Origin of the sequence: Kocuria sp. CPCC 205235, from assembly GCF_040980905.1 — a bacterium.
In the GTDB taxonomy this organism is placed as follows: domain Bacteria; phylum Actinomycetota; class Actinomycetes; order Actinomycetales; family Micrococcaceae; genus Kocuria; species Kocuria carniphila.
Genome location: NZ_JAVKPR010000002.1, coordinates 186,928 through 213,127 on the forward strand (window position 1 = coordinate 186,928; position 26,200 = coordinate 213,127).

The following is a 26,200-nucleotide window of genomic DNA, read 5'->3' on the forward strand; positions in this document are numbered from 1 at the left end:
TCCTTTGCGTGAACACTCTCTCGGCTGATCTGCCCACCCAACTGATCGTGACGCTCATCAGCATGGGCAACGAACGGGATGCCCAAGCCAAGGCGAAGTACCTCCAGGCAGTGCCCGGCGGCTACGGCGAAGGTGACCAGTTCGTAGGAGTCCGAGTTCCCGCCATCCGATCACTGGCCAGGGAGGCTAGGAAGCAAGCCACCTTGGACGACGCCGCTGTCCTCCTCGATCATGAGATTCACGACGTGCGCCTGCTGGGCGCGGTCCTGCTCGTTGAGCTGTTCAAGCCCACGCGGGCCGACAAGAACGCCGTCATCCAACTGCTTCTGGCCAAGGCTGATCGCCTCAACAACTGGGATCTAGTGGACACAGTGGTTCCGTACACGTTGGGTCCCTGGCTACTCGCGCAGCCGGCAGACAAGGCGACTGCGATTCTCGACGACTTAGCAGACTCTCCCGTTCTCTGGCGACGTCGCATGGCCATGGTCTCCACGCTCGGCCAGATCCGCTTGGGCCACCACGACCAGGCCCTCAGGTTGGCGACCAAACTCCAGACCGACCCGCACCACCTCATGCACAAGGCTGTCGGTTGGATGCTGCGGGAGGTGGGCAACAAGAACCACTCTCTCCTAGACGCATTCCTTGACGACCATGCCGCCACTTTGCCTCGCACCGCCCTTCGCTACGCGCTGAAAAAGCACGACGACGCCGCCCGCACCTACTACCTGGCCGTGGCCCAGGAAAGGTGACGAGCGGCGTCGTCGACATGCGGGACCGCTACTTCCCCACCCGCGAGGCCAACGCGGTGACCGCTGCCTTGACCCCGGTGGACAGCGTGGGCTCCATGACCGGCGCGAAGAACGGCGAGTGGTTCACGGGAACGGGACCGTCGCCCTCCATGACCTCAGCGGGGTGGCCGCCGAACATCCAGAACACGGAGGGTACGTCGATGGCCTCGGCCAGCGCGCCGAAGTCCTCTGAGCCCATCATCGGCTCCACCTCGACCACGTTGTCCTCACCGAGCTCGCGCTTGAAATCGCCAATTACCGCAGTGGTGGCCTCGGGATTGTTGTAATTACGAGGAAATTGCGACAGCACCTCAATGGTGGGCTCGGGAGCACCGGATGCCGCAGCCTCCGCGGAGATGATGCGCCGCAAGGATGCCAGCACCTTCTCGCGAATCGCCGGATCGAATGTACGCACGTTCAGGGTGAACTCCGCGGACGCCGGGATGATGTTCTCTTTCAACCCGCCGTGGAACGTGGCGATCGTGACCACCGCGGCCCGGCGCGGGTCGATCTCGCGCGAGACCACGGTTTGGATGCGGGTAATCATGTGCGCGCCCAACACGATGGGATCGGTGGAATCCTGCGGCTGCGACGCGTGCGCACCCTGCCCGTGAATCGTGATCTTCCACGAATCCGCCAGGGCCATGGCGTCGCCCACCGAGTAGTTGATGGTTCCCGCCAGAATGGGCATCACGTGCTGGCCGTAAACCACCTCGGGCTTGGGTGCCTTGTCTCACAGCCCGTCATCGAGCATTGCCTTGGCGCCGGCCGCAGTTTCCTCCCCCGGCTGGAAGATCCACACGATGGTCCCGGACCATGCGTCCGTGGCGCCAGCGAAGATCTCTGCCGCCGCGAGTGCCGCGGACATGTGCGTATCGTGCCCGCACGCGTGCATCACCGGCACCTCGGTGCCGTCGTCAAGCTGGCCCGTTGCCGTGCTCGCGTACTCCACGCCGGTGTCCTCGGCCAGGGGCAGGGCGTCCGTGTCCGCGCGGAAAGCGACCACGGGCCCGTCCCCGTTCTTCAGCACGCCGACGACGCCGCTCCCGCCACAGCGGAAATTCTCGATTCCCAGCGCGGTCAAGCGCTCCTCGATCAACTCCGCGGTGCGGTGTTCTTGCATGGACAGCTCCGGGGCCGCGTGAAGTTCGCGGTAGAGCTCATGCATGCGGTTCCGGAGGTCATCGGTGAGTTCGAGTGACTGGCTGGTCATAAGGTGCACTTCCTAACGATTACGGGGTTCCGCGGGTTCGGTGCCCTCGGGATCCTTCACGAGGCGCGCGGACTTTTCCCTCAGGAACCAAGCCAACACGGCAGTGGCGATCACGGCAATGGCCGTGCTGAAGAACGCCAGCGCCGGGATGGCCGGAATCAGGAGGAACACGACCGAGGCCGACACCACGATGGCGATGATGGTCGCCCTCAGCTGCTTGAGCGAGACGATGGCCTGGACGACCACGGCACCCAGCACGGAGGCCAAGATGTAGGTCTGTACCACCTTGGTGACGTCCTGCGGGATCACGCTCACGAGCCATGTACCCATGAAGCCAACAAAGATCAGCAGCGAGAACAAGTGCACCATGGCCGCACCGCTGATGGCCATAACCGCGGCCAACTCGCCCCGGCGGGTACCCGGCTTGGCGTTCACCGCGGACTGCGCGATCAGCGCGGAGGGCAGCAACTTGTTGGAGATGTTGCCGATCATGAAGGCCTGGTACATCGAGGCCTGCCCGAGGATCGGGTAATAGGTCAGCGGTTCCACGATCCAGATCACCGCGAACGTTCCGGCAATCGCCAGGAAGGCGGTGAGGATCTTGGTCTGGTCCACTTCCAAACCGCTGAAAAACACCAGATAAACCGGGCCGGCGAGCGAGAAGATGAGTCCCACGATCATCGTGAGGCGACCCCACCGGGAGGTGGTGCGGTCGAAAGTCTGGAGAGCGGCGTCGTGGCCGGTCACTGTAGTCATGAGTTAGTCCTTTGGGATCTCAGAAACCGGTTCAGGCCGCGAACAGCCCGGATGAGACAGCCACGTAAGTCAGCACAAGGGCCGTCAGGATGGCGATGCCCAGGGCCCATTCGCGCAGCCACTTGAGATTGAGCTGCTTGGCCAGGAACAGGCACGCACCCATCACGGCCGCCGAGGAGAAGAACGCGACCACGTGATAGCCGGACTTGGGCAGCTCGGCGAATCCGAGGGCGAAGAACGCGGCGAGCATGGCCGCACCGGGAACCACAGTCATCACGGCCGGGTTCACGCTGCGCAGCTTGGCGTCACCGCGCTTGAGGATGGGCGTGAAAATCAGTGTGGCGAGCATCCACATGGCGCCGCCCAAGCTCATGGCCATGAATGCCATGGCGAACACGCTCTGCGTGTAGGTGGGCCCGCCCAGCTCGGCCTCCAATGTTCCTGCGGCGATACTGGCGGCGGCGGTTTCGTAGGAGACGGAGCCGATCAGGCCGATGCGTACCAGGACAGCGGGCGTGCCGAACACGGTCAGCAACGCAACCGCCACGAGTACCACGGCCAGCGACGGCCCGATGGCCGAGACCGCGCCGGCGCGGAACGAGGTCTTGAGTTCGTCAGAGGCCATGCCCACCGCGGGTGCGGCCTGCCGGACCGCACGGACGTAAATCAGGGTCTGAACGATGATGACCGCAAAGACACCCAGGGCGCAGATCCACAAGATAGGTGTGTTGGCTGCGGCCAGGATGTCCGTTGAACCGCTGTCGAAAGCAGTGGGGATGTGCATGGGGACTCCGAAGATCGGGCAAGTTGAACGCCCCCATCAAAACACAAGGCGTGACCCGTGTCACGAAGAATCTCATGTTTTCGTTCTACGGGCCACGCCTTGCGTGGAGTTTTTTACATGACCGCGGTGTTCTACGTGATCAATCCTTCACGGGCCGGTCCCCGCCCGAATCCGCACGATAGGCGCTCGAGCCGGCGCCAGCGGCGTCGTCGTTGATCGTGTCGACCTTGGGTGCGTCCTCAGTGTGCGAATCCGCGTGCTTGTCGGAATCCTCGTGGCTGTTCGCGTGGCCGTGGCCCTTCTTGCCGAAGGGCAGCAGGTGCATGATCACCACGATGATGGCGCCCCAGATGAGGCCCAGCAGGAGCGAGAAGAACGTCTCGATCAGCCACGCGAGCGCGCCGCCGATGCCCGCGACGTGATGGGCCGGCTCCGCCAGGTGGTGAACCCACTCGTAGGGGGCGGTGAGGCCCAGCTCGTCCATGCCCACCAAGATGATGTGGCCGCCCACCCACAGCATGGCGAAGACGCCCACAATGGAAATCACCTTGAGCACAATGGGCATGGCCTTGACCAGCGCCATGCCGAATTTCTGCGCACCTTGGGATTCGCGCTCGGCCATGGACAGGCCGATGTCGTCCATCTTCACGATCAGCGCGACAAAGCCGTACACGGCCACGGTGATGCCGATGGCCACGACAATCAGGATCGCGGCGCGCGCCCAGATGCTTTCGGCGGCGACCTCGTTGAGGGCGATCACCATGATCTCCGCGCTGAGGATGAAGTCCGTGCGGATCGCGCCGGACGTGACTTCCTTCTCCGCTTCTTTACCGCGCTTGACCGCCGGTTCATCCGGGGCGTGGTCCTTCTTCGAGAAGTGCTCGTAAACCTTTTCCGCGCCCTCGAAGCACAGGTACGTGCCGCCGAGCATCAGCAGGGGCGTGAGCAGGAACGGCGCGAACTGGCTCAACAGCAGCAATGCCGGAAGGATGAAGAGTAGTTTGTTGCGCAGCGAACCCTTGGTGATCGTCCAGATGATCGGGAGTTCCCGCTTGGGATCCACGCCGTGCACGTAGCGCGGGGTCACCGCAGCATCGTCCACGACGACGCCCGCGGCCTTCGCGCTCGCGCGACCGGCCGCCGCAGCGACGTCGTCAACGCTTGCCGCCGACAACTTCACGAGAGCGGCAATATCATCCAGTAATGCGGCCAACCCAACAGCCATGACCGTTCCTCAATTCGGTGGGAAGCAATGTGTCTGGAGTAAGGGTAAGGCCAGATCAGCCTGCCCGCTTACCCAACACCGCCACCAAGAACTCGCTGTCATCACTGAACGGACGCAGGTCCCAGGTCGACAACCGGAGCTGCGGCTGGAGACCGGCCGCGGCGGCGTCGTCGAAGAATTCTTGGAACGGATAGCCGCGGCCCGCGCCGAAGCCGATCACCGCGCGACCGTCCTCGGCCAAGTGGGATGCGAAGCGACGCAGCACCTCGACTCGCGTGCTCGGGGCGAGGAACGTCATCACGTTGCCCGCGCAGAGGATCGCGTCCACGGGTTCGGTGATGCCGTGGGTCGGCAGGTCCATTTCCGCGAGGTCGGAGACCACGTAGTCGGGGCCAGGATAGTCCTCACGCGCGGCCTCGATCAGTGCCGGGTCCACGTCCACGCCGACGACGCTGTGCCCCACCGCATGCAGGTAACCCGCGTTGCGTCCGGGGCCGCATCCAGCGTCCAGAACCCGGGAGCCGCGGTCCACCATGGCGTCGATCAACCGGGCCTCGCCCACGATGTCGTCACCGGCGGCAGCCATCTGCCGGAACCGCTCGATGTACCACTGTGAGTGCCCGGGGTTGGCCTCGACCTGTTTCATCCACTGACTCTGTTCAACCACACGGCCAGCGTACCGATCGGGAGGGCCCGCTGCTGCATCCCCTATTGAAGGACCGGCCGCCTTTTAACACGCACGAAACACAACGGTGCTTTTCCTGACTCACGGGTCTAACAACATGGTCATCGAACCGAGCGGTAGGTGGAGCTCACAACGTGAGCTCGCCGCGCTCGACCCTTAAACCACGGATGAACCACGGAGCCACCATGCACCTGCTACCGCGCGAGCACGAGAAACTCATGATCGTCGTGGCCGCGGACCTCGCCCGACGCCGCCAAGCGCGCGGTCTCAAACTGAACCACCCCGAGGCCGTGGCGGTCATCAGCTACGAGCTGCTCGAGGGCGCACGTGACGGCCGCACGGTGGCGGACCTCATGAGCTGGGGAACCACCATCCTGACCCGCGAAGACGTCATGGAGGGCATCCCGGAGATGATCCACGACGTCCAAGTGGAGGCCACGTTCCCGGACGGCACCAAGCTCGTGACCGTCCACCACCCCATCCGATAAGGACTCCCCCGTGATCCCCGGCGAATACCTGCTCTCCGACGAACCCATCCAGTACAATCCGGACCGCCCCACCGTGGACCTGGAGGTCACCAACACCGGTAACCGCCCGGTGCAAGTGGGTTCGCACTTCCACTTCTACGAGGCCAATCCGGCGCTGGACTTCGACCGCGAGGCCGCTCGCGGTTTCCACTTGGACATTCCCTCCGGCACCGCCGTGCGCTTCGAACCCGGCGATCAGAAAACCGTGCGCCTGGTGACCATGGCGGGCGCACGCGCCGTCCACGGTTTCCGCAATGCGGTCAACGGCCCCCTCGACTAGGCAAGGATCCCCATGAGTTTCGAGATGTCCCGGCAGCAGTACGCCGGGTTGTACGGCCCCACCACCGGGGATGCCATCCGCCTGGCTGACACCGAGTTGTTCCTGGAGATCGAGGCGGATCACACGGTCCGCGGCGACGAAACGATCTTCGGTGGCGGCAAGGTCATGCGCGAGGGTATGGGTCTGAACGGCCAGGCCACGCGCGACGGCGCTCCCGGCGACCATCCCGTGGTCGACACCGTGATCACCAACGCGATCGTGCTCGATTACACCGGTATCTACAAGGCGGACATCGGCCTGCGGGACGGCCACATCATGGCCATCGGCAAGGCCGGGAACTCCAACATCATGGACGGGGTGGACTTCACGATCGGCCCCGCCACGGAAGCCATTTCCGGCGAGGGGAAGATCCTCACCGCGGGCGGGATCGATTCGCACATCCACTTCATCAGTCCGGAGCAATTCGGCACGGCGCTGAATTCCGGGATCACCACCATGATCGGTGGCGGCACGGGCCCGGCAGAAGGCACCAAGGCCACGACCGTCACACCGGGCGCGTGGCACTTGGCCAACATGCTGCGGGCAGTGGAGAACTTTCCCATGAACGTGGGCTTCCTGGGGAAGGGGCACGCGAGCGCCGTCGAACCCCTGGCGGAACAGATCGAGGCCGGGGCGATCGGACTGAAGGTGCACGAGGACTGGGGTTCCACGCCGGCGGCGATCGACAACTCGCTGCGCGTGGCGGACGAATACGACGTTCAGGTGGCCATCCACACGGACACCCTCAACGAGGCCGGGTTCGTGGAGCACACCATCAACGCCATTGCCGGGCGCGTGATCCACACCTACCACACGGAGGGCGCGGGCGGCGGGCATGCCCCGGACATCATCAAGATCGCGGGCATGCCCAACGTGTTGCCCGCGTCCACCAACCCCACGCTGCCGTTCACGCGCAACACCGAGGAAGAGCACCTGGACATGCTCATGGTGTGCCACCACCTCAACCCGGACATCCCGGAGGACGTGGCCTTCGCGGACTCTCGGATCCGCCCTGAGACCATTGCCGCGGAAGACGTCCTGCAGGACATGGGCGTTTTCTCCATCACCAGTTCTGACTCACAGGCCATGGGTCGGGTGGGCGAGGTGGTGCTACGGACATGGCAGGTCGCGGACAAGATGAAGAAGCAGCGCGGCAAGCTCCCCGGTGACAGCGAGCGCGGGGACAACGCTCGGCTCAAGCGCTACATCGCCAAGTACACGATCAACCCGGCGCTCACCCACGGGATTTCGGAGCACGTGGGCAGCGTGGAAGTCGGCAAGCTGGCGGATCTGGTGCTGTGGGAACCCGCTTTCTTCGGGGTGAAACCCACCCTGATTCTCAAGGGCGGTCAGATCGCGAGTTCGGTCATGGGCGATCCGAACGCCTCGATCCCCACGCCGCAGCCGCAGCTGATGCGCAACGCCTTTGGCGCGTTGGGCTCGGCGGTGTATTCCTCGTCGATCACGTTCATGTCCCAAGCTGCCATGGACGCTGGTCTGCCCGAACGGTTGGGGCTGCGGAAGATGGTGGAGCCCGTGCACGGGATTCGATCTCTGCAGAAAGCGGACCTCCCCTTCAACGGCGAAACCCCGCAGCTCGAGGTGGACCCGGAAACCTACGAAGTGCGCGTGGACGGCCAGATCATCACGTGCGAAGCATCGGACGAGTTGCCCATGGCGCAGCGCTATTTCCTCTTCTAGCCCCTCCTTCCAGCCCTACTTTTCAAGCCTCTTCCCTCCTACTTTCGAAAGGAACCATCCATGATCGTTGAACATGTAATCGGCAACGTGGCCGACCTGCCACCCGCCGAACACGAGACCCTCCACGTGGAGAAAGTGGTCCTCCCCAGCGCCGACCTGGTCAAGCGCATCCAACGCGTCACCACGGATCACGGCCGCACCCTGGGGCTGCGTTTGAACTCCCCACACGGCCGGGACGGTGACCTGAAGGATGGCGACATTCTGCTCCGGGACGAGTCCGGCGTGGTCGCGGTGTCCGTGGAAGCCACGGATGTGCTGGTCATCGCGCCGCGCTCCATCACCGAAATGGGCGTGACCGCCCACGCGCTGGGCAACCGCCACTTGCAGGCCCAGTTCTTCGACGCCTCATCGGAGTACGGCGCCCAGGTCATGGTCGTCCAGTTCGATCACACCGTGGCCGACTACCTGGACGCCCAGCAGGTCCCCTATCAGCGCCAGGACCGCGTGATGCCCGTTCCGTTCCGGCACGCCGAGCACACGCACTAGGACTTTTCATGCTCAGTTCGACGACGCCGCACGAGCCCTTACTCACGCTCCTCCAGTTGTGCGATTCCGCCCTCCCCACGGGCGCGTTCGCGCACACCTTTGGCATGGAGACGTATCTGCAGCGCGGCACCGTGCACGACGAGGCCACGTTCCAGGAGTGGCTCGCGCAGTTCGTGGATCACCAGTTGGTCTACGCGGACGGGCTGGCCGTGCGATTGACGGCGGAGGCGTGCGCTGCGCCTGGCACTGGCACTGGCGAGGATGCTCAAAGTGGCATCGACTTTCTGATCGAACTGGACGACCTCATGTACGCCCAGGCCCTGCCCTCACAGGTCAGGCAGGCCGGACTGACCATGGGTAAGCGGCTGCTCGACATCGGCCGGCTGTCCCTGCCCGGTCCCTGCCTGGAGAAATACGCCGCACTGGTCGACGCCGGACCATGCCACGGTCACCAGGCCATTGCATTCGGGCTGATTGGCACGGACCACGGCGTTCCCGCTACGTCACTGGTGAGCGCCTATTTGTTCTCCACGGTCACTGCATTGATGCAGAACGCAGTGCGCGGAATCCCCATCGGCCAGAACGCAGGGCAGCGGGTCCTGGGGGTCATGCGTAGTCATGTCACCCGAGCGGAGGCCCGGATTGCCCAGCTCACGCTCGACGATCTGGGGGCCGTCTCCCCCGGACTGGAGATCGCCCAGATGCAGCACGAGACCCAGCGAGCCCGCATGTTCATGAGCTGATCACCGACTCACCACCCACCCAGCACTTCGCAGACCCATCGCAAGGAGATTTTCACCATGAACGCCATCAAAGTCGGCATCGGCGGACCCGTCGGAGCGGGTAAGACTCAGCTGATCGAACGCCTGACCCGTGCCCTGAGCGATGAGATGTCCTTGGCCGCGATCACCAACGACATCTACACGATCGAGGACGCCAAGATCCTCTCGCAGAACAGCGTGCTGCCCCTGGACCGCATCATCGGTCTGGAAACCGGCGGCTGCCCACACACCGCTATCCGCGAAGACACCTCCATGAACCAGGCGGCCATCGACAAGCTGGAGGCCGAGCACCCTGACCTGGACGTGATTTTCGTGGAGTCCGGCGGCGACAACCTCTCCGCCACGTTCAGCCCCGAGCTGGTGGATTTCTCCATCTACATCATCGACGTGGCCCAGGGTGAAAAGATCCCCCGCAAGGCCGGCCAGGGCATGATCAAGTCCGACCTGTTCATCATCAACAAGACGGACCTGGCACCCCATGTGGGCGCGGATCTGTCCGTCATGGAGTCGGATTCCAAAGACTTCCGCGGTGACAAGGCCTTCTGCTTCACCAATCTCAAGACCGACGAAGGTCTGGAGCATGTCATCCAGTGGCTGCGTCACGACGTACTCATGCTGGATTTGGCATGAGTTCCCCGACTCTTGCCGAAGATCTGAACGCACCGCCCACGGACCGGAACGAACCCGAGGACCCGGCGCGAGCGGCGTCGTCGTCCGTGGAAAATGGCACCTGGCGTGGCGAGCTGGACTTGACCGTGGCCCCGCGAGCCGGGCGATCCGTGGCCGTGCGGCAGTTCCACCGGGGCTCGCTGCGGGTGCTGCGGCCGCACTATCTGGACGCGTCCGGGCAGGTCACCTACGCGGTGGTCAATCCCGGTGGCGGGTACCTGGACGGCGACCGCTACCGCACGACCCTGGTTCTCGAGCCGGGCGCGGACCTGCTGCTGACCACGCAATCGGCGACCAAGGTTTATCGCTCGCCGCACGACCACACCCTGCAGGAAACGGACGTGCGGCTCAGTCCCGACAGCCGGCTCGAATACCTGCCGGACCAGCTGATCGCCTATCGGGAGACGCGCTACGACCAGATCACGCGGGTGGCCATGGAGCCGTCGGCGAGCCTCGTTCTCGCGGACGTGGTCACGCCCGGCTGGTCCCCCACCGGCGAGCCGTTCCGCTACGACCGCGTCCGCCTGCGCACCCGCGTGAGCATGGCGGGGCGGCCCGTGGCGGTCGACAACTTGGTGCTGGAACCCGGCGCTCAGGGGCTCGACGGTCTCGGATTCTTCGAGGGCTACACGCACGTCGGCTCGCTTTTGGTGATCGATCCCCGCGCCGACGACGCCGCTCTGGCCGACGTCCGCACCCTGCTCACCGAACGCTCCGGCCACCTTCGAGCCGGTGCCACCGCAACGCCCGTGCCCGGTATGGCCGTGCGTGTCCTGGGCCGTTCAACGCCCGAGGTCTCCGAGGCCATCGAGGCCGTGGGCAATCTGCTGCGCGAGCGCTGGTTCGGGCAGGGCGCCGTCAATCTTCGTAAGTACTGAACAGGAGAATTCCGTGTCTGCACTCTCGACTTTGAACCCCGCTGTGGGCCGCCCATCGGTGGACGATTGGCCGTTCCGCACGCGTGTGCTGTGCACTATGGGTGCCGTGGCGCTGCTTCATTTGGTAGCGCTGGGGCTATGGGGGTTGGGAAGCCTGGGCGGCTCGGTGCCCCTGGCCATCGGCCTGGTCATCACCTGTTACCTGACCGGCGTGAAGCACAGCTACGACTGGGACCACATTGCCGCGATCGACAACTCCACGCGGCGCTTCGTCGGTCAGGGAAAACGGCCCGCGAGCGTGGGCCTGGCCTTCAGCATGGGGCACAGTTCCGTGGTGATTCTGGCCGGAATTCTGGTGGTGCTCGGCGCGACGTTCGTGTCCTCGTTCATTTCCGAGGGGACCGCGGCGAACACGGCTCTGGGGATCATCGGCGGCACGGTGTCCGGGGTGTTCCTGCTGCTGATCGGCCTGTACAACGCGGGTGCGTGCGTTCACAGCTGGCGGCTGGGGCGGCGGGTTCGCGACGGATTCGCGGTGGGGGAGGAGGATCTGCAGGCTCAGGGCCTGGTCTCGCGGGTGATGGCCAAACCGCTGGCCCGGGTGCAGCGGCCGCGCAACATCTTCACGCTGGGGTTCTTGTTCGGACTCGGTTTCGATACCGCCAGCACCATTTCACTCTTAGTCCTGACAGTCTCCGCGTCCGTGGCGGGAGTGTCCGGGTGGACGCTGTTGTCGCTGCCGTTCTTCTTCGCCGCGGGCATGTGCCTGTGCGACTCGCTCAACGGGCTGGCGGTGCTGCGCATGTACCGGTCGGCCTGGCGGGATCCAGCCCGCAAGCTGGGCTTCAACACCGCCATCACGGGACTCTCTGCGGCCGCCGCGCTGTTCATTTCGGTCATCACACTGGGCGGGGTGCTCAACACTGCGTTCGGGCTGAGCGACCCGGTCACCTCGTGGCTCGCGGACATCGACTTGGGCGACGCCGGACTGCTGCTGGTTGCCTCGCTGCTAGCTGTTTGGGGTGGGTTCGTCCTGGTGCGGAAGGCACGGAGCGGCGCAAACTCAGATGTAGGCTCGAAGCAGCCGATTCACCCGTAGAAAGTGCCCCATGCTCATCCTCACCGCCGCACTGATCGCTGTCCTGGTGGGCAGCATCCTGCAACGGGTCTCGGGTATGGGCGTGGGGTTGGTCGTGGCTCCGGTGTTGTCCCTGCTGATGGGTCCGGCCACGGGCGTGCTGGTGACCAACGCGGCCACGGTGTGTTCGGGGTTCATGATCACGTTGTCCGTGCGGCGGATGGTCGAATGGAAGCACGCGGCCATCCTGATCGCTGCGGCCCTGCCCGGAGTCATCCTCGGGGCGCTCGTGGTCAGTTGGGTCTCTGCAGAGTGGCTTCAGATCGGAGTGGGCGCAGTGGTTCTGCTGGCCCTGGCCATCACCAAGTTCTCCCGGAGCACCGGTGACGTGCAACAGCGCAAAGCCGTGGTACCGGCCGGCCTGATCGGTGGATTCTTCAACTCTACGGCGGGCGTCGCCGCTCCGGCAATGGTCGTGTACTCACGCATCACCAATTGGGATCAGCTGCGATTCGCCGCCACCATGCAACCCGTGTTCATGTCCCTGGGCGCATTGTCCGTGGGTTCCAAACTGATCGCGGGGGTGCCGTTTGTGCTCCCGGTCCCGGTGTTTGTGGCCTTCGGCTCCCTCATTGCCACGATCTTCGTGGGCATCACCGTTGGCACGTGGCTTTCATGTCGCTTGGACAAGGCCGTGGCCTCCAAACTGGCGATGACGCTGGCGGCGGTGGGCGGCGTCGTCGTCATGGCGCGAGGCGCGTTGGCTCTGATTCTGGCGTGAGGATTTAGGGTTCCCTATTACCGAATCCGAGACGGAAATCAGTAATAGGGAACCACAAATCACCCCGCTACCGCCGGGCGGGCAACTCCCGCACCTCATGGCGCTTGCCGTACGCCATGATGCCCAGGCAGACGACGGCGATAACCGCGCCGGAGAGGAACAGCCACGGGTAGGTGGTGACCTCGGAGATCACGGCGAGGACCATGGGCACGAAGAAACCGATGTAGGTCAGTGAGTAGAAGACGGCGGTGAGCCCGGCCAGGTCGTCCACGCGCGCGATGCGCTGGACTTCCTGCAGGCCGGAGACCAGCACCAGGCCATAGCCGCAGCCCAGGATGGCCGCGGAAATCAGCACGACCGGCAGGGACAGCGTGGCGGATGCGAAGACGGCGCTGAGCATGCCGATGACCACGGCGATCATGCCGACCACCAGGGAACGGATGGAGCCGTCGCGGTCCAGTCGCTTGCCCAGCGGCTGGATGAAGAAGCCGAAGGTCAGGCACACCAGGCACAACAGGCCCGAGAAGGCGATGCCGTAGTCCGGCCCCACGACCTCCGCCATGAGGGCCGGAAGGATCGCGTAGCCAGAGGCCGCACAGCCAAAGACCCACGGGGCCGACGGTGCCACCACGAACCAGAAGCGATGCTGTTTGGCCGCCGGGATCTTCAAGTCGGACCACAGGGAACCGATGTGGCGGCCCGTAGTACGCGTCTCCGGCGCACCGGCCACAAGGAACACCGTGGGGATGCAGATCAAAATGTTGATCAGATAGGGCAGCACCGTTTGCAGCGGAGCGAACTGGGCCAGCGTGGCAGCCACTGCGGCACCCAGGGCAAAGCCCGCGGTCAAGGACAGCGAGGCTCGGCGCGCGCCGGACACCTTTTCAGGGTGAGGTTCGTACGGGCGCCCGGAGAGTTCCTTGACCCACGATGTGCCCACGGCCATTCCCAAGCCGAGAGCCACGCCTGACAGAACCCGGCCGATGAACAACAGGGTGAGGCTGCCCGATCCCAGCGCCAACAGGCCGCTGCCCAGCATGGCGATAATGGGCGCGGGGATCATCAGTGCCCGGCGTCCGTGGCGGTCCGACAGTGGCCCGCCGATCAGCAGCGCCGGAACGATGCCCAGCACGTATGCTGCCAAAAGCATATCCACGGCGACCTGGTCGAACCCCTCCACATGGCGATACATGACCAGTAGCGGCGTGAATTCATTGCCGCCCCAGGCCACCGCGAACAATCCGGCGGCCACCCGCGTCCAGGGTTTGATCCTCATTCGACAATTCCTTCGTAGACGTGGCGCAGGTGTTCTGACAGCAGCGCTCGCACTTGCTCCGCGTCACCGTTTTCAACGGCGCGAACGATGTCGCGGTGCTGATCCAGAATCTCGGAGGCTTTTTCATCCACGGTGCGAACGGCCGTGGCGATCAGCCGCATCTGTCGGTCACGCAGCCCCGAGTAGAAGGAGCTGAGCAGTGAGTTCTCAGCGGCCTCGACGATGGCCGTGTGGAAGGCGGCGTCCAGCTCGGTGAACCGTTCCGTGCCGACCGCGTTGGATTGCTTTTCCAGTAGCTCATTCAGGGTGGCCGGCAACGCAGGGTCCCGCAGTGCCGCGGCCACGCAACCGCATTCGACGACCCGGCGGGCTTCGATCACTTCGCGCGCCTCGGACGGACCCACCGGAACCACCAAGGCACCCCGCTTGGGGTAGAGGCGCATGAGATTTTCCGCCTGAAGCCGGAGGAAGGCTTCGCGGACAGGCGTGCGTGAAACACCCAGTTCCTGCGCGACGATTCCCTCGGACAGGAGTTCGCCGTCCAGTTCTCCGGACAGGATGCGCGCTTTCGCGTGCGCATACGCGCGTTCTGCTGCGTTGGTCGGCACGGTTCTCCCCGGTCATCGGCGCTTAGATACAAGATGCATGCTAAGTGCGGATAAGGTGGATCACCAATTCATCGGCCCGCCGCAGGCGGTTCAGGTGGCAACGGCGGCAGCCGGTCCTCCTCCGCAGCCGCAATGCGGCGAGCGCGAACCACGGCCATGTGGCGGCGTCGTGCGGCCGGACGCACCAATGGATAACAGGCGAAACCCAGGAGTGCGGCGATGGCGTGCCCCAGTGCGGTGCCGTCGAAGAACCAGGCCAGGTTCGCGGCAACCACCAGGACGACCACCGCGGCCCAGATGAAGCGACGTCGGCGAGAGCCCAGGTACGTGAACAAGGCCGCGAGGGCGGCGAACCCGTAGCTGGCCCCCACGTCGATACCGCCGGCCGCGGATTCACCGACCTGGCCCGTGGAGATAGCGCCCCAGGTCAGCAGAGCGACCGCCAAGGAAGCCCCCACGTGTCCTATGGCGAAGCCAGCCATGATCCGCGCACTGCCGAAGCTGTGCTCCAACCTGGCCGCGACCAGCGTGAACAGCACCCACCACACGATCAGCTCCAACGGGGAGACGTACAGGGCGCTGCGGATCAACACCGTCACCGGTGAAGTGGCCAGTTCGCGCAGAGTCGTGGATTGCTCCGAGAGGAAGGCCACGCGCAGGCGACCGTTGGCATTGGAAAGCAGCCACGTGGTGAAGGTCAGCAACCCCAGGTACAGGTAGGTCGCGGGGGCGCCTTTGAGCCACGCCCGCACCTTGTACCCGTGTGCTTCTCGCCACCGGGTGAACCATGCGGTTCCGGGCCAATGATGTTCCACGGCGTACCACAGCACTATCACCAGCACTATGGCTGCCAGAGTGATCACGGAGTCATTGTTCTCCGCCCAACCTGAATTCAGCCTGTGCACACACGGGCGATCTCTTTGACACTGTGCCTGACCACTCCCGTCTATCGGCCTCTGGGGAGTCGATGCACTGACTGCGGAGTGAGATATGCGCTCAGCCCTTCAACACCAAATTCCACCCCCAACCCCGAATCACCCCGTCCGCCGAACGGTGCCGAATGATTGGATGCGAAGAAGTTAATGCCCACGGAGCCCGTGTTCATCCGCCGGGCAACTTTGCGAGCCTTTTCCTCATCCGCGGAAAAAACGATTCCACCGAGCCCGAACGGCGTATTGTTGGCCAACTCCAGTGCGTGATCCACATCTCTGTAACGCAAAATGGTGATGATCGGCCCGAAAATTTCCTCTCGCGCAACCGTCATTTCCGGGGTCACATCGGACAAGACTGTGGGTTGAACGAAGAACCCGGAGTCCATCTCTGCGCGGTGGCCGCCGGTCGCAATGGTAGCGCCCTCCTGGTGAGCTGATTCGAGATACTTCAAGACCGTCTCGTACTGCGGGCGGTTAGCCATCGGGCCGAATACGGTAGCTTTATCCAGAGGGTCCCCCTGCGGGGCTTCCCCCACGGTGCGAGCGACCATTTTCACCACGTCCTCGTACCGAGACTCCGGGGCCAGGATCCGCGTTGAGATGTAGCACGTCTGCCCGGTATTTCGCATACACGAGCGGATCAGCACGGATGACATGTGGTCGAGGTCTGCATCGTCGAGGACTATGGCTGACGATTTGCCGCCCAGCTCCAACGTGACCGGCTTGAGGCTCTCACCACAAGCTGCGGCAATTTTTCGACCAACGGGCGTAGAACCTGTGAAGGCGACTTTTCGCACCTTGGGGTGTCGCACCAACTGGTCCCCCATCCGGCCGCTGCCCGTCAGAACGTTGACCGCGCCGGCCGGAACACCTGCTGCCGCGAGGGCATCCACAATGAACCGAACCGACAATGGAGTCGGTGAGGCCGGTTTGATGACCACGGTGCATCCGGCCAGAAGCGCCGGGGCCAATTTGGCCACAACCAGATTGATGGGAAAATTCCATGGAGCGATCAGCGCGCAGACCCCTACCGGATCCATGTAGACGGAGGTTTCACCCACACCGTTGGGGAACGGGCGAGTATCCTCCTGATCCATCCAATCTGCAAGTCCGGCAAAGTAGCGGAAAATGCCGGCGGCGTTGGAAGCAGCGTTCATGGTTTCGGAAACAGGGGAGCCATTCTCCCGGGTGTTCGTGAACCCCAGTGGTTCACGCCGAGCCTCGATCTCGTCCGCGGCCCTGAGCAAGATCGATGCACGCTCGTGCGCTGTCAATTCAGCCCAGCCCGGGAAGGCGTTGTCTGCCGCTTCGACTGCGCGTTCAAGATCCTCCGGGGTCGCATCAGGTACAGAGGCCCAAATTTTTTCCGTGACCGGGTCCACGACCTTGATGCGCCGGTCGCCCGTGGACGGTACATATGCGCCATTGATGAAGTGGTCATCCTGGTGCGAATACGGAAGGTTCAGCCCCTCCCGCGCATCATTCACTTGGCTCATCTGGAGTTTCATACCAGGATGCTTCCCTTCAGCAAGGCTCGCGAACGAGCCAGATCCGCTTCCGCCATGAGCCTCGCGGCAGTGGTCTGGAGTTCAGGAACGATCTCTTCTTCAAGCCGGTCCATATATGCCGCGGGAGTCAATTTGAACCACGTCGATGCCAAGGCAATTCCCACGTGATCAAAACGCCATAGCCGGTCGGCATCCCGAACCAAGGCGTCCTCGAGCGACTTGGCGTCCGGGCGGGTGTCATGGCCGTCGATGATCTCGGTGATACGGCGAATGAAGTCATCCCCGTAACCAAGTTCGGGAAGTACTTCTTCTGCTATGAGACACCCTTGCCGCTCATGCTCAAATCGGATGTCGGCCTTTCTCCAATCACCCGAGAATCCCTCGGTCAGGATCCGTTCCTCATCAACACGACCCCATCCCGTGTCATGCAACAGGATGGCCACACGGACAATAAGGTCGTCCGCATCCGGATACACGTCGCAGAGTCGCTCCGCGTAAGCCAGCGAAATAGGCAAATGAATGTCATTTCCGCGGGCCCGTGTTTCCGGGATGACTCGTTTCCAAATCGGATCCAGGTCGGTCAATTCCGAAGGGGTGGTGCTGATGGGCGCGGTGTTAACTTTCAATTCGGTCTCAATGGTCATGGATTCAGTTCCTGTTCTGTGATGCGAACGGCTGATTCTTTGAGCCGTTTCTCGGTATCAGCTGCCTGGTCTGCCCCAATGGTCAGTCCCTTGGACAGGGCGGATTTCACATCCATAAAATCCACAGGGGAGTTCACGCAGTCTGCGGCAATGAGACGCCCTCCCCGGTAATAGAGCACAGAGAATTTACCGTCAGAACCATCCCGACGCACAACAGTGTGATCGTGCCCCGTGGATAGTCCCGCAATCTGCAATTTATGTGAACCTTGGTTTGACCAGAACCACGGAATCGATTGATATTCCTCACGACGGCCTGCTAACGAATAGGCCGCCACCTTTGCGTGTTCGACTGCGTTGTTGACGCTTTCCAGCCGGAGCCGTTCGCCTTCCGGAGAGCCGGGTATCGGGTTGGGTATGTTCGCGCAATCGCCTATAGCCACGGTGTGACCATCAGACGCCAGCGCGTACTCATCCACGTGAATACCGTTGTCGCAGTGCAATCCCATGGTTTCCGCCAGTTCGGTGTTCGGAATGACCCCGATACCAACCAGCACAATGTCTGCTGGCACAACGTCACCGTTGTCCAGGCGAACTCCTGTGACGCGACCCTTTTCGCCGTCGATACGCTCCAGACTCACGCTCAACCGCACATCTATTCCCTGCTCACGGTGGGCCGTGAGGAAGAACTCTGATGTAGCCTCGCCCACTGCTCGACCGATCAGGCGGGGCCCCACCTCCAGCACGGTGACGTTCTTACCCATTCCGTGCGCACTCGCGGCGGCCTCGAGCCCGATGAACCCACCACCGATGACCACCAGATTCTGTGCTTCCGGCATTCGGGCCTTCAGGTCCAGCGCATCATCTGCATTGCGCAGATACAGAACCCCGTCAAGATCGGTACCATCCAGGGGAAGACGACGGGCCCGCGCACCCACTGTCAGCGCGAGTTGTTGGAACGGGAAGTTCTCTCCCGAAGTGGAGACTGCGATCCCAGAGCCATCAAGGTTCTTCTCGATGTTCCCGATCCGCTGACCTTTAACCACGTTGATGTTGTGCTCTTTCCAGTATTCGGGCGCGCGGAAGATCAGCTTTTCCTTGGAGATCTTGTCCTGCATGAATTCTTTCGAGAGTGCAGGGCGTTGATACGGGCGGTGGTCCTCCTCCCCCAACAAGGTGATCGGGTCCGAATACCCCAGAGCGCGTAATGATCCTGCGAGTGCCACCCCGGATTGGCTGGTGCCGACTATCAGAAGTCCGTGATTGTTCTCCATAGCCATGTTTACACCTGCGTCTCAGGAGTGGTCACGTGCAAGTCCGTGTCTTCCTCGATCGGCAACTGGCAAGAGAGCCTGGAGTTTGGCTGGCGATCTTCGGTTGTCCCATAGAGCATCTCGTCCTCCATGTCCTCCATCTCCGGAAGCTTGTCCAGGTCCTCGTTGTCCACGAACACATGGCACGTGGCACAGGAGAGCGAACCTCCGCACTCTGCGACGATCCCCGTCACACCGTTGCGAACAGCAGTCTCCATTACGGAGTCTCCCGCGGTTGCATCCACGGTGCGCTGGGCGCCTTCTGAATCGGTGAAAGTAACGGTGGGCATGAGTTGGTCCTTTCTGCTGTCACCCGTGGGTGATGCGGAATTTGTTAAATGAACTGTCGTCCGCCGTCCACGACGAGCGTTTGTCCGGTGATGTAGTCGGAGTCCTGGCCCGCCAGGAAGAGCGCGGCGCCCACGATGTCCTGTGGCTGACTCGCCCGCTTGATGGCACCACGATCAACCCCGTACGTAGCGGCGTCGGACATCAGCCCGTAGCTTGCTTCGGTGAGGGTGAACCCCGGGGCGATGGCATTGACGGTCACACCCCGCCGCCCCAATTCTTTTGCCATGACTCGGGTCATTCCGATTACGCCGGATTTGGAAGCCACGTAGTGCATCCAGTTCTCCGAACCTGAATAGACCGTGGCGGAGGACAGGTTGATCACGCTGGACCCCTCGTTCAGGAGGGCGCTGCACGCCCGGACACAGAGCCAGGGACCCTTGAGGTTCACGGCCATCACCGCGTCCCATTCCATTGGGTCGATCTCTTCCATAAGTGACCTGGTAACCGTGGCGTAGATCGCAGCGTTGTTGATCAGGACGTCGAGAGCTCCTTCGCCAAAGTCACTCACTTCCTTGGCCATGGCTTCCGTAGAAGACACCGAGGTGACGTCCACTGTCGTCGCCATTGCCCGAACGTCCTCGTCCTCGACGAGTCGAGCCGTTTCCTGGGCGCCTTCGAGATTGAGGTCCGCCACAGCCACGTCGTACCCACGACTCGCGAATCCGAGCGCGAAAGCGCGGCCTAAACCTCCGGCTCCACCGGTGACGAGAACAGTGGGTCGATGCGCTTTCTCGTTCATGCAACTGCGTCCTCAACTTTGGGGGCCGCCGCGCTCGAGTTCCCTGCGTCGTCCAGGACGGTGACCGTTCCGTTGGTACCGTCCACGCGCAGAATCTGACCCGTACGGATCTCGCGGGAGGCCGAGCCGGCACCGGTCACCGCGGGAAGACCGTATTCGCGGCAGACGATCGCCGCGTGGCTCATCATGCCGCCGATGTCCGTCACAGTGGCGGAAATCTTGCCAAAGACAGGGCCCCAGGACGGCGCGGTATTGGGTGCTACGAGGATTTCGCCGTCCTTGAGCGTGCCCAGCTCTGACGCAGAGGTCACGACTCGCGCAACACCTTCAACCACGCCGGGTGATGCAGCCATGCCCTTGAACACGCCCTCGATCTCTTCGCCATCGCCCAACCACTGAGCCACCTGCTCGGTCGTGATGCCGTAAAGCATGGTAGTGAACGGCTCGGTGATGAACTCCGGCGGTGTATTGAATGCAGGCTCGGCACGGCTCGATTTCAGGGCGTCAATGATGCCAGCACGACGTTCGATCTCGACCGGCCAGTAGTCAGGGCCGATTGCTCTGGAACCGATGCCCCACCCGTTGACTAGGTCGAAGATCACTGAGCGGACTTCATCACGACCCAGATACAAGATGTCTGAAGGGTCCTTCCAGAAGCCCGCGTCCACGAACAACTGGGACAGTTCGCGGACCTTACGCCAGAAGGTTCCCATGGTCCAATGCTCGATGTAGAAGTTGTGGTTTTCCACATACGGGTACGCGAGCCGGGCCAAGGCGATTTTGGCGTCGAAGATCTCCTGCATCTCTTCGTCCAGTAAGTCCCGGTATTCCCCGATGATGCGCTCTCGCTCCGCCACGAGTTCATCCACGGAGCGAGCCAGTTGCGCACCGTCCTTGGCGCGTCGAATGTAATCCGCAATAAAGCTGAGCGGGATCTCCATGTGCTCGATCCAGTACTGGTCGTGCCCGTAGAAACCGTTGCCCGTGGTGAAGTTGAACCACGGATCCTTGGACTCCTCCAGCGCATCCAGCCACTTCTGACCGTTCTCAGCCGCACCGATGCGGGACAGCGTCAGTTCAGCATCATTCGACTGGTCAAAGAGCTGATCCAGGCCCAGCTCAATAGCGAGAAGCGAAAGTTTTTTGAGCTCGTCATCTGGGCGGAACAGTTCCATGTCCTCGCCCTGAACCATAGTCGCAATGTTTTGGTCCGGAATGCTGGGGAACGCTTCCTTGCAGAACCCAAAGAAATCCAGGTAAGCGATATAACCCAGGTTCAAGAACTCGAAATGGTATTGCCAGTTCTGATAGGCCAGGTCGATGAGCTTGTCGTAAGAGCGGAAGAGTTCCTCCGAACCGTCACGCCCCTTGCCCGAGGTGATGTCTTCGAGAGGCACCACGTCAGGTAAAGTCCGGAATTCGATCTTTTCCATGTCCCGGATGGTTCCCTTGACCTTGGTGTACCAGTTCGCAAGCAGGCTTTCCCAGTTCTCGAAGTAGTAACCGGCGCGCTCCTCGAACTGCCCAACGCGGTCGGCCACCTCGTCCTCGGGAACTGCAATAGGACTCATGTAGAGGTAACCCTGGTGAATTCTGTAGTCGATTCCGTTGGCGGTCGGAATCATCAGGTGCCGTGAGTTAAATTGTCCGAGCTGTCGGATCGCGAATTCGCAACCAATGGTCTCGAAGGGTTTGACCACCACCGGCCATTGCTGGGAGTTCTGGAACCAGAATTCCTGGCCGTCCACGTGCTGACGGTTCTCCTGGAAGGTGAGGTAGTACGGGTAAAGCTTCTCCCAGCCGTCGGCTCCCTGGGGAGTTTCAACGCTGAACGGGCTAGGGAATGACTTGATCTCGGGGGTGTTATCCACGTGAATGTTCCTTCGTTTATACTCCGTGCGGTGCACGGAGGTGGATGGATCTACTTGGAGTTCTTCGACAGAAGAGCTGCGGTCAGACCGCCCATCCCGGTGGCGTGTTTCTTCTTAGCGGGTGCGGCACCGTCCTTCTTGGACGAGTGCACGGTTTCGGGGCGTGACTGCAACAGCAGGAGGTTCTCCCCGTCCGGGAGGTCCTTGTCGAAGGCCCATTCAATGTCCTGCGGGCACTTGTAGTGCTTCTCGGCGAGCTTCGCCATCTGCGCTACGGCCTGCAGTTGATCGTCGTTCAAACAGCGACGCGAGCGACGTTCTTCGTCTACTTCTACTTCCTTGAGAGCAGCGGCCTCAGGATCGGGGATCAACTCCGCGTGCTTGTCGCCGATGTGTTCACTCACAACCACCAACGTGACCTTGTCGAGTTGGAGATTGTCCGGCGTGACTTGTCCGGAGACGACCATCTCGCCCACGCCGTACGACGCGTCGATAGTGATCTTGGAACGGTCGCCCGTTGCGGGGTCCATGGTGATGGCCACACCGGAGGTTTCCGAATTGACCATCTTCTGGACAGCCACCGCCATTGAGAGATCATCCTCGGGAATGTTGTTCTTAAGGCGGTAGAGGATCGCCCGGGATGTGTAGAGGGACGCCCAACACTTGCGAATGTGCTCCAGGACCGTGTGCTGGCCCGTTAGCCAGAGGTAAGTGTCTTGCTGCCCAGCGAAACTCGCGTCCGGCAAATCTTCGGCGGTCGCCGAGGAACGCACAGCCACGGGAGCGGGCCGTTCGAAACCTGATTGCAGGGCTTCGTACGCGTTGATGGTCTGCTGCCTCAGATCCTCCGGCACCGGTCGGGAACAGATCTCCTCACGGATTTGCTGGGCCACCTCCTCCACGTGGTCCACGTCCTCCACATCGATGCCAGAGAGCAGTCGGCGGATATCTTGTTTGATTCCTGCCGCCTCAATGAAGGCGTCGAACAAATCGGTGGTAACTGCAAATCCGGGAGGTACAGGCATTCCGGCTGCGGTCATCGACACCAGAGAAGCGCATTTACCTCCCAAACGCTCAAGCTTGGGGTCGCCCCCGCCGTCAAAAAATTCGATGTATTGAGTGTTCTCCATGGTTCAGGACTCCCAGGTGACAGGCACCGCGATGGGTGCGCGGAACGACAGGTTTTCGCCGAATTGGATCCGGTCCGGATCGCTCAGTTTCAGGTGGGGAGCGATGGTGAGCGTTTCCTCGAGAGTGATCTTCGTCTGCAACTTGGCGAGCATGTTTCCCAGGCAGTAGTGGATCCCGAATCCGAAAGCCAGGTGTTCGCGCGAGTTTGATCGCTCGATGTCAAAGGACTTCCCGTTCTCGAACAGGGCTTCGTCTCTATTCGCGGATCCCATGACCAGAAGTAGCTGAGACCCTTCGGGAATCTCCGTTCCGCCCACTGTGGCGTCCTTCAGAGCCTTACGTCGCCAGGCGACAATGGACGGGCTGTAGCGAAGAACCTCATCTACGGCCCCCGCGATCTTCTTCGGGTCGTCCTGGAGTTTTTGCCACTGCTCGGGATGACCCAGCAGTACTCGCAGAGTGTTGGCGATCAGAGTGGTGGTCGTCTCATGCCCTGCGAACAGCAAGCTGTAACACACGGATGCGATCTCGTGATCGCTGATCTCCGCACCGTCGTTTTGTGCCTTGACCAAGTCGGCAACCAAATTGTCGCCACCTTCGCGATGTGCCTTCTCGACCATGCTCAGACACTTTTGCCAATAGTCCACCAAGTTGTGAGCGTGGGGAATCTGCTCCTCATCACTGAGATCTGCCCAGGTCATCGCTCCCCGCGAGTTGGACCATTCCTTGAACTGGTCGATCTGGTCAATGTCCTCACCGAACAAGGTGAGAATCGTGATGGTGGGGATGTCATACGCCAGATCTTTGAGTAGGTCCCCACGGTTGTCGGGATTCTCCAACATACGTCCCAGTAGCGTCTTGACGTTGTCGCGGATAAAAGGCTCCAGCACCTTGTACCGACGCGGGGTGAAGGCCTTCTGCACGATGTTTCGGATGCGCGTGTGCTCGGGTGGCACTCGAGCAGAAAGACCGGAGTACGCCGTGAATCCGCCGTCCTTCATGATCTTCTTGGCCTCTGGGCCTCGTTCTCGTACGGGGGCCTGGGCATTTTCGGAGCTGAACGTTTCCCAGTCCCCGAACACTTCCTTGATATCCGCATGCCGGGTTACGACCCAGCATCCGATCCGCTCGTCGTACATGACGGGTTCTTCGGAGCGAAGCTTCTCGTATGAGGGAAATGGATCATTCTGTTGAAAAGGCTCGTAGCCGTGGTGGGCCACCGGGCAACCACTCATAGCTGCCGGCTCAGCGGTCTTGTCCTGTGAGGCACTCATCGCGATCCTTTCGAACGTTGCGGATGTGAGTGCCAGCTTGTCCCATGACGCAGATCACACCAATGATGCTTATCCACTGAGTGGATATGAGAAACGACTTCGCCGAGCCACTTCCCATTGCCGCTGGTGAGCGGTCACTTACCGCCAGGGGTCATGAAACGCAAGATGGTGCTGAGCGGTATGTGATCGGTGGCCAGCTCGATCTGGCGAGACGCACCTCGCAACGTCTGCAGGTGGCGGGTCATGTTCCCGGAGTTGGCCGATGCCATGACCAGGCCGATACTGGCACCAACGGGCCCGTCCCGGTGGAATACGGGCACCGCGATGGAGCAAACGCCCGCCCGGACTTCTTCCGTGGTTGTGGCAAAGCCCTGTTCTTTCACGGTCGCTAGTTCTTCCGCCAGACGGCCCGGATCTACGTGGGTTCGAGAGGACACCGCTCGCAGTCCGTGCTGCAAGATGGCTTCGCGAACCCAGTCTTCCTCGTATGCCAGCAGAACTTTGCCCACGGCAGTGGCGTGCAGGGGCAGTCGACCGCCCACTCGAGAGGCTCGCGGCACGCGCTTGGAGCTGTATACCCGTTCTATATACAGGGCATCGGAGCCATCTCTGATGGCCAACTGGGCGGTTTCACGAGTCAGAGAATGGAGATCCTGGATGAACGGGCGAGAAAGTTCGCGCAGTTGCCTGCCCGCATGTTGGCCAAGCTCCCACAACCTCATGCCCACTTGATATCGCCCATTGTCATCCCGGTACAACGCGCCCCACGTGACGAGTTCGGAGAGAAGTCGATGGGCCGTGCTTTGGGGGAGCCCAGTAAGTTCCACGATTTGGCCTTGGCTCAAAGGCCTGAGATGTGTTTCGAAGACTTCCAGGATGGAGAGCACCTTGGAGGTCACGGACCGTCCCGGCTCGGACGCGCCTCCTGCCATGTCCCCTCCCTGGAGCCGCTTACATCAAGTCCTACTCGTCACGTCAACGCATGCAGCGCGGGCGAATCATCCATGGACGCAATGCCAGCGAACCCGGCCGCCATGATTCTCCCCTGCTCGGTGAAAAGATGATCATGAACACGATAACCGCAGAGTCGGTGAGCTTGACTATTGTCCAGTCCGAACCACCCCATCACTGTGCTTAATCCGTGAGGAGTCAGACGCCAGATCTTGTCGGAGTCCTTGACCACGGCATCATTCACGGACAGGGCAGTGGTTCTCGAGTCATGGCCGTCAATGATGCCCGCGATTTCTTCCACGTCTGCTGCGTCATATCCCACCTCGGCGAGTATGCCCCTGGCGATCCTCGCTCCCGCCACTTCGTGCTCTCGCACCAGATCTGGTCGCCCACCACCGGGAGCGATAGCGGAAAGCACCAGATCCTCGGGCACTTGTGACCAACCGGTGTCGTGCAGCAGGATCGCGGGCAGAACAATCTCGGCCCTCGCCTCGGGGATCAGCTGGGTCAGTTGCCGAGCAATGCCGTACGCATACAAAGAGTGAACGTCATTGCTGCGGACTTTCAAGAAGTCCTTGGCTCGGTCCCAGATCCGTTGCTCCCTGACCGACAGTCCAAAGACGCCATGGACCTCCGATGCATCGGGAATCTTTGAGTCGATATCAGGAGTCGGCGAATCGGGTGTATTGCGTTGTGCAGTATTCATAACCACATTGAATTCGCTCATCATCCGTAACGGGAGTCAATCGACCCACTGAGTGGATAGAGATCTTCGCAGTCCGCTTCCGAAGGGTTCATGGAGGTGTCCCCGAAACGGCATCTCCTCGGCCACCCTCCGGCCTTTGACACCCCCGCGGCGACTCATGACAATCG

Annotated in this window: 27 protein-coding genes and 1 pseudogene; 10 read left to right on the forward strand and 18 right to left on the reverse strand. The window is 62.0% G+C overall.

The window, feature by feature from the left end:
* Nucleotides 1-8: 8 nt before the first annotated feature.
* Nucleotides 9-749, forward strand: a complete 741-nt coding sequence (locus RF638_RS02340) for a DNA alkylation repair protein (protein WP_368841349.1) — start codon at nucleotides 9-11, stop codon at nucleotides 747-749.
* A gap of 28 nt (nucleotides 750-777) precedes the next feature.
* Here RF638_RS02340 and RF638_RS02345 read toward each other — a convergent pair.
* The 5 genes and pseudogenes from RF638_RS02345 to RF638_RS02365 form a co-directional block, all read right to left on the reverse strand.
* Nucleotides 778-2,001 (reverse strand): annotated as a pseudogene (locus tag RF638_RS02345) (amidohydrolase).
* Between the two features lie 12 nt (nucleotides 2,002-2,013).
* Nucleotides 2,014-2,757, reverse strand: coding sequence for a hypothetical protein (locus RF638_RS02350; protein WP_368841350.1), 744 nt, complete (start codon nucleotides 2,755-2,757; stop codon nucleotides 2,014-2,016).
* A 31-nt stretch (nucleotides 2,758-2,788) separates the two neighbouring features.
* Nucleotides 2,789-3,541 carry a DUF5058 family protein gene (locus RF638_RS02355; protein ID WP_368841351.1) on the reverse strand — a complete coding sequence of 251 codons (753 nt, stop codon included), beginning with the start codon at nucleotides 3,539-3,541 and terminating at the stop codon, nucleotides 2,789-2,791.
* A gap of 139 nt (nucleotides 3,542-3,680) precedes the next feature.
* Nucleotides 3,681-4,766: a DUF808 domain-containing protein gene (locus RF638_RS02360; protein WP_368841352.1), complete on the reverse strand. Its 1,086-nt coding sequence runs from the start codon at nucleotides 4,764-4,766 to the stop codon at nucleotides 3,681-3,683.
* Between the two features lie 55 nt (nucleotides 4,767-4,821).
* Nucleotides 4,822-5,433, reverse strand: coding sequence for a class I SAM-dependent methyltransferase (locus tag RF638_RS02365; RefSeq protein ID WP_368841353.1), 612 nt, complete (start codon nucleotides 5,431-5,433; stop codon nucleotides 4,822-4,824).
* Nucleotides 5,434-5,636: 203 nt separating this feature from the next.
* On the opposite strand from RF638_RS02365, the gene RF638_RS02370 reads away from it, so the two are divergent.
* Genes RF638_RS02370 through RF638_RS02410 form a run of 9 tightly spaced genes read left to right on the forward strand, consistent with a single transcriptional unit; the run spans nucleotide 5,637 to nucleotide 12,732 of the window.
* Nucleotides 5,637-5,939 carry an urease subunit gamma gene (locus RF638_RS02370; RefSeq protein ID WP_368841420.1) on the forward strand — a complete coding sequence of 101 codons (303 nt, stop codon included), beginning with the start codon at nucleotides 5,637-5,639 and terminating at the stop codon, nucleotides 5,937-5,939.
* Between the two features lie 10 nt (nucleotides 5,940-5,949).
* Entirely contained in the window at nucleotides 5,950-6,258 is a 309-nt protein-coding gene (locus tag RF638_RS02375) for an urease subunit beta (protein WP_368841354.1), read from the forward strand.
* 12 nt (nucleotides 6,259-6,270) lie between these two features.
* The gene (ureC, locus tag RF638_RS02380; RefSeq protein WP_368841355.1) at nucleotides 6,271-7,998 is read left to right on the forward strand and encodes an urease subunit alpha; all 1,728 of its coding nucleotides are present in this window, start codon (nucleotides 6,271-6,273) and stop codon (nucleotides 7,996-7,998) included.
* Nucleotides 7,999-8,058: 60 nt separating this feature from the next.
* On the forward strand, nucleotides 8,059-8,544 hold the full coding sequence (gene ureE, locus RF638_RS02385) for an urease accessory protein UreE (protein ID WP_368841356.1): 486 nt from the start codon (nucleotides 8,059-8,061) through the stop codon (nucleotides 8,542-8,544).
* A gap of 8 nt (nucleotides 8,545-8,552) precedes the next feature.
* Nucleotides 8,553-9,287: an urease accessory protein UreF gene (locus tag RF638_RS02390; protein WP_368841357.1), complete on the forward strand. Its 735-nt coding sequence runs from the start codon at nucleotides 8,553-8,555 to the stop codon at nucleotides 9,285-9,287.
* 57 nt (nucleotides 9,288-9,344) lie between these two features.
* Entirely contained in the window at nucleotides 9,345-9,956 is a 612-nt protein-coding gene (ureG, locus tag RF638_RS02395; protein ID WP_016996236.1) for an urease accessory protein UreG, read from the forward strand.
* Nucleotides 9,953-10,873, forward strand: coding sequence for an urease accessory protein UreD (locus RF638_RS02400; protein ID WP_368841358.1), 921 nt, complete (start codon nucleotides 9,953-9,955; stop codon nucleotides 10,871-10,873). Before ureG ends, RF638_RS02400 begins: the two co-directional genes overlap by 4 nt.
* Before the next feature lie 31 nt (nucleotides 10,874-10,904).
* A complete protein-coding gene (locus tag RF638_RS02405; protein ID WP_368841421.1) occupies nucleotides 10,905-11,972 on the forward strand; it encodes a HoxN/HupN/NixA family nickel/cobalt transporter in 1,068 nt (355 codons plus the stop codon).
* Between the two features lie 10 nt (nucleotides 11,973-11,982).
* Nucleotides 11,983-12,732, forward strand: coding sequence for a TSUP family transporter (locus RF638_RS02410; protein ID WP_368841359.1), 750 nt, complete (start codon nucleotides 11,983-11,985; stop codon nucleotides 12,730-12,732).
* A 67-nt stretch (nucleotides 12,733-12,799) separates the two neighbouring features.
* Here the strand turns inward: RF638_RS02410 and RF638_RS02415 are convergent, their stop codons facing one another.
* The 13 genes from RF638_RS02415 to RF638_RS02475 form a co-directional block, all read right to left on the reverse strand.
* Nucleotides 12,800-14,008, reverse strand: coding sequence for an MFS transporter (locus RF638_RS02415; RefSeq protein ID WP_368841360.1), 1,209 nt, complete (start codon nucleotides 14,006-14,008; stop codon nucleotides 12,800-12,802).
* Nucleotides 14,005-14,616: a GntR family transcriptional regulator gene (locus RF638_RS02420; protein WP_368841361.1), complete on the reverse strand. Its 612-nt coding sequence runs from the start codon at nucleotides 14,614-14,616 to the stop codon at nucleotides 14,005-14,007. The genes RF638_RS02415 and RF638_RS02420 overlap by 4 nt, the downstream gene beginning before the upstream one ends.
* A 68-nt stretch (nucleotides 14,617-14,684) precedes the next feature.
* Nucleotides 14,685-15,479 (reverse strand): rhomboid-like protein, encoded by a 795-nt coding sequence (locus RF638_RS02425; protein ID WP_368841362.1) that lies wholly within the window; start codon nucleotides 15,477-15,479, stop codon nucleotides 14,685-14,687.
* A gap of 83 nt (nucleotides 15,480-15,562) precedes the next feature.
* Nucleotides 15,563-17,044, reverse strand: coding sequence for an aldehyde dehydrogenase (locus RF638_RS02430; RefSeq protein ID WP_368841363.1), 1,482 nt, complete (start codon nucleotides 17,042-17,044; stop codon nucleotides 15,563-15,565).
* A gap of 8 nt (nucleotides 17,045-17,052) precedes the next feature.
* On the reverse strand, nucleotides 17,053-17,700 hold the full coding sequence (locus RF638_RS02435) for an HD domain-containing protein (RefSeq protein WP_368841364.1): 648 nt from the start codon (nucleotides 17,698-17,700) through the stop codon (nucleotides 17,053-17,055).
* Nucleotides 17,697-18,977 (reverse strand): NAD(P)/FAD-dependent oxidoreductase, encoded by a 1,281-nt coding sequence (locus RF638_RS02440; RefSeq protein ID WP_368841365.1) that lies wholly within the window; start codon nucleotides 18,975-18,977, stop codon nucleotides 17,697-17,699. The genes RF638_RS02435 and RF638_RS02440 overlap by 4 nt, the downstream gene beginning before the upstream one ends.
* A gap of 2 nt (nucleotides 18,978-18,979) precedes the next feature.
* Complete coding sequence (locus RF638_RS02445) at nucleotides 18,980-19,300, reverse strand: 2Fe-2S iron-sulfur cluster-binding protein (protein WP_368841366.1); 321 nt, start codon at nucleotides 19,298-19,300, stop codon at nucleotides 18,980-18,982.
* A gap of 44 nt (nucleotides 19,301-19,344) precedes the next feature.
* Nucleotides 19,345-20,100 (reverse strand): SDR family NAD(P)-dependent oxidoreductase, encoded by a 756-nt coding sequence (locus RF638_RS02450; protein ID WP_368841367.1) that lies wholly within the window; start codon nucleotides 20,098-20,100, stop codon nucleotides 19,345-19,347.
* A complete protein-coding gene (locus tag RF638_RS02455; protein ID WP_368841368.1) occupies nucleotides 20,097-21,971 on the reverse strand; it encodes a PEP-utilizing enzyme in 1,875 nt (624 codons plus the stop codon). Before RF638_RS02455 ends, RF638_RS02450 begins: the two co-directional genes overlap by 4 nt.
* 50 nt (nucleotides 21,972-22,021) lie before the next feature.
* On the reverse strand, nucleotides 22,022-23,101 hold the full coding sequence (locus RF638_RS02460) for a PEP/pyruvate-binding domain-containing protein (RefSeq protein WP_368841369.1): 1,080 nt from the start codon (nucleotides 23,099-23,101) through the stop codon (nucleotides 22,022-22,024).
* 3 nt (nucleotides 23,102-23,104) lie between these two features.
* Nucleotides 23,105-24,376, reverse strand: a complete 1,272-nt coding sequence (locus tag RF638_RS02465) for a cytochrome P450 (RefSeq protein WP_368841370.1) — start codon at nucleotides 24,374-24,376, stop codon at nucleotides 23,105-23,107.
* 134 nt (nucleotides 24,377-24,510) lie between these two features.
* Nucleotides 24,511-25,308: an IclR family transcriptional regulator gene (locus tag RF638_RS02470; RefSeq protein WP_368841371.1), complete on the reverse strand. Its 798-nt coding sequence runs from the start codon at nucleotides 25,306-25,308 to the stop codon at nucleotides 24,511-24,513.
* Between the two features lie 38 nt (nucleotides 25,309-25,346).
* A complete protein-coding gene (locus RF638_RS02475) occupies nucleotides 25,347-26,057 on the reverse strand; it encodes an HD domain-containing protein (protein ID WP_368841372.1) in 711 nt (236 codons plus the stop codon).
* Nucleotides 26,058-26,200: the final 143 nt, after the last annotated feature.

Coding starts and splice junctions, on each gene's coding strand:
- RF638_RS02350 (WP_368841350.1), bottom strand. CDS start 2,757: ATGACTACAGTGACCGGCCACGACGCCGCTCTCCAGACTTTCGACCGC.
- RF638_RS02355 (WP_368841351.1), bottom strand. CDS start 3,541: ATGCACATCCCCACTGCTTTCGACAGCGGTTCAACGGACATCCTGGCC.
- RF638_RS02360 (WP_368841352.1), bottom strand. CDS start 4,766: ATGGCTGTTGGGTTGGCCGCATTACTGGATGATATTGCCGCTCTCGTG.
- RF638_RS02370 (WP_368841420.1), top strand. CDS start 5,637: ATGCACCTGCTACCGCGCGAGCACGAGAAACTCATGATCGTCGTGGCC.
- ureC (WP_368841355.1), top strand. CDS start 6,271: ATGAGTTTCGAGATGTCCCGGCAGCAGTACGCCGGGTTGTACGGCCCC.
- ureE (WP_368841356.1), top strand. CDS start 8,059: ATGATCGTTGAACATGTAATCGGCAACGTGGCCGACCTGCCACCCGCC.
- RF638_RS02390 (WP_368841357.1), top strand. CDS start 8,553: ATGCTCAGTTCGACGACGCCGCACGAGCCCTTACTCACGCTCCTCCAG.
- ureG (WP_016996236.1), top strand. CDS start 9,345: ATGAACGCCATCAAAGTCGGCATCGGCGGACCCGTCGGAGCGGGTAAG.
- RF638_RS02400 (WP_368841358.1), top strand. CDS start 9,953: ATGAGTTCCCCGACTCTTGCCGAAGATCTGAACGCACCGCCCACGGAC.
- RF638_RS02410 (WP_368841359.1), top strand. CDS start 11,983: ATGCTCATCCTCACCGCCGCACTGATCGCTGTCCTGGTGGGCAGCATC.
- RF638_RS02415 (WP_368841360.1), bottom strand. CDS start 14,008: ATGAGGATCAAACCCTGGACGCGGGTGGCCGCCGGATTGTTCGCGGTG.
- RF638_RS02430 (WP_368841363.1), bottom strand. CDS start 17,044: ATGAGCCAAGTGAATGATGCGCGGGAGGGGCTGAACCTTCCGTATTCG.
- RF638_RS02435 (WP_368841364.1), bottom strand. CDS start 17,700: ATGACCATTGAGACCGAATTGAAAGTTAACACCGCGCCCATCAGCACC.
- RF638_RS02440 (WP_368841365.1), bottom strand. CDS start 18,977: ATGGCTATGGAGAACAATCACGGACTTCTGATAGTCGGCACCAGCCAA.
- RF638_RS02445 (WP_368841366.1), bottom strand. CDS start 19,300: ATGCCCACCGTTACTTTCACCGATTCAGAAGGCGCCCAGCGCACCGTG.
- RF638_RS02450 (WP_368841367.1), bottom strand. CDS start 20,100: ATGAACGAGAAAGCGCATCGACCCACTGTTCTCGTCACCGGTGGAGCC.
- RF638_RS02460 (WP_368841369.1), bottom strand. CDS start 23,101: ATGGAGAACACTCAATACATCGAATTTTTTGACGGCGGGGGCGACCCC.
- RF638_RS02465 (WP_368841370.1), bottom strand. CDS start 24,376: ATGAGTGCCTCACAGGACAAGACCGCTGAGCCGGCAGCTATGAGTGGT.
- RF638_RS02470 (WP_368841371.1), bottom strand. CDS start 25,308: ATGGCAGGAGGCGCGTCCGAGCCGGGACGGTCCGTGACCTCCAAGGTG.
- RF638_RS02475 (WP_368841372.1), bottom strand. CDS start 26,057: ATGATGAGCGAATTCAATGTGGTTATGAATACTGCACAACGCAATACA.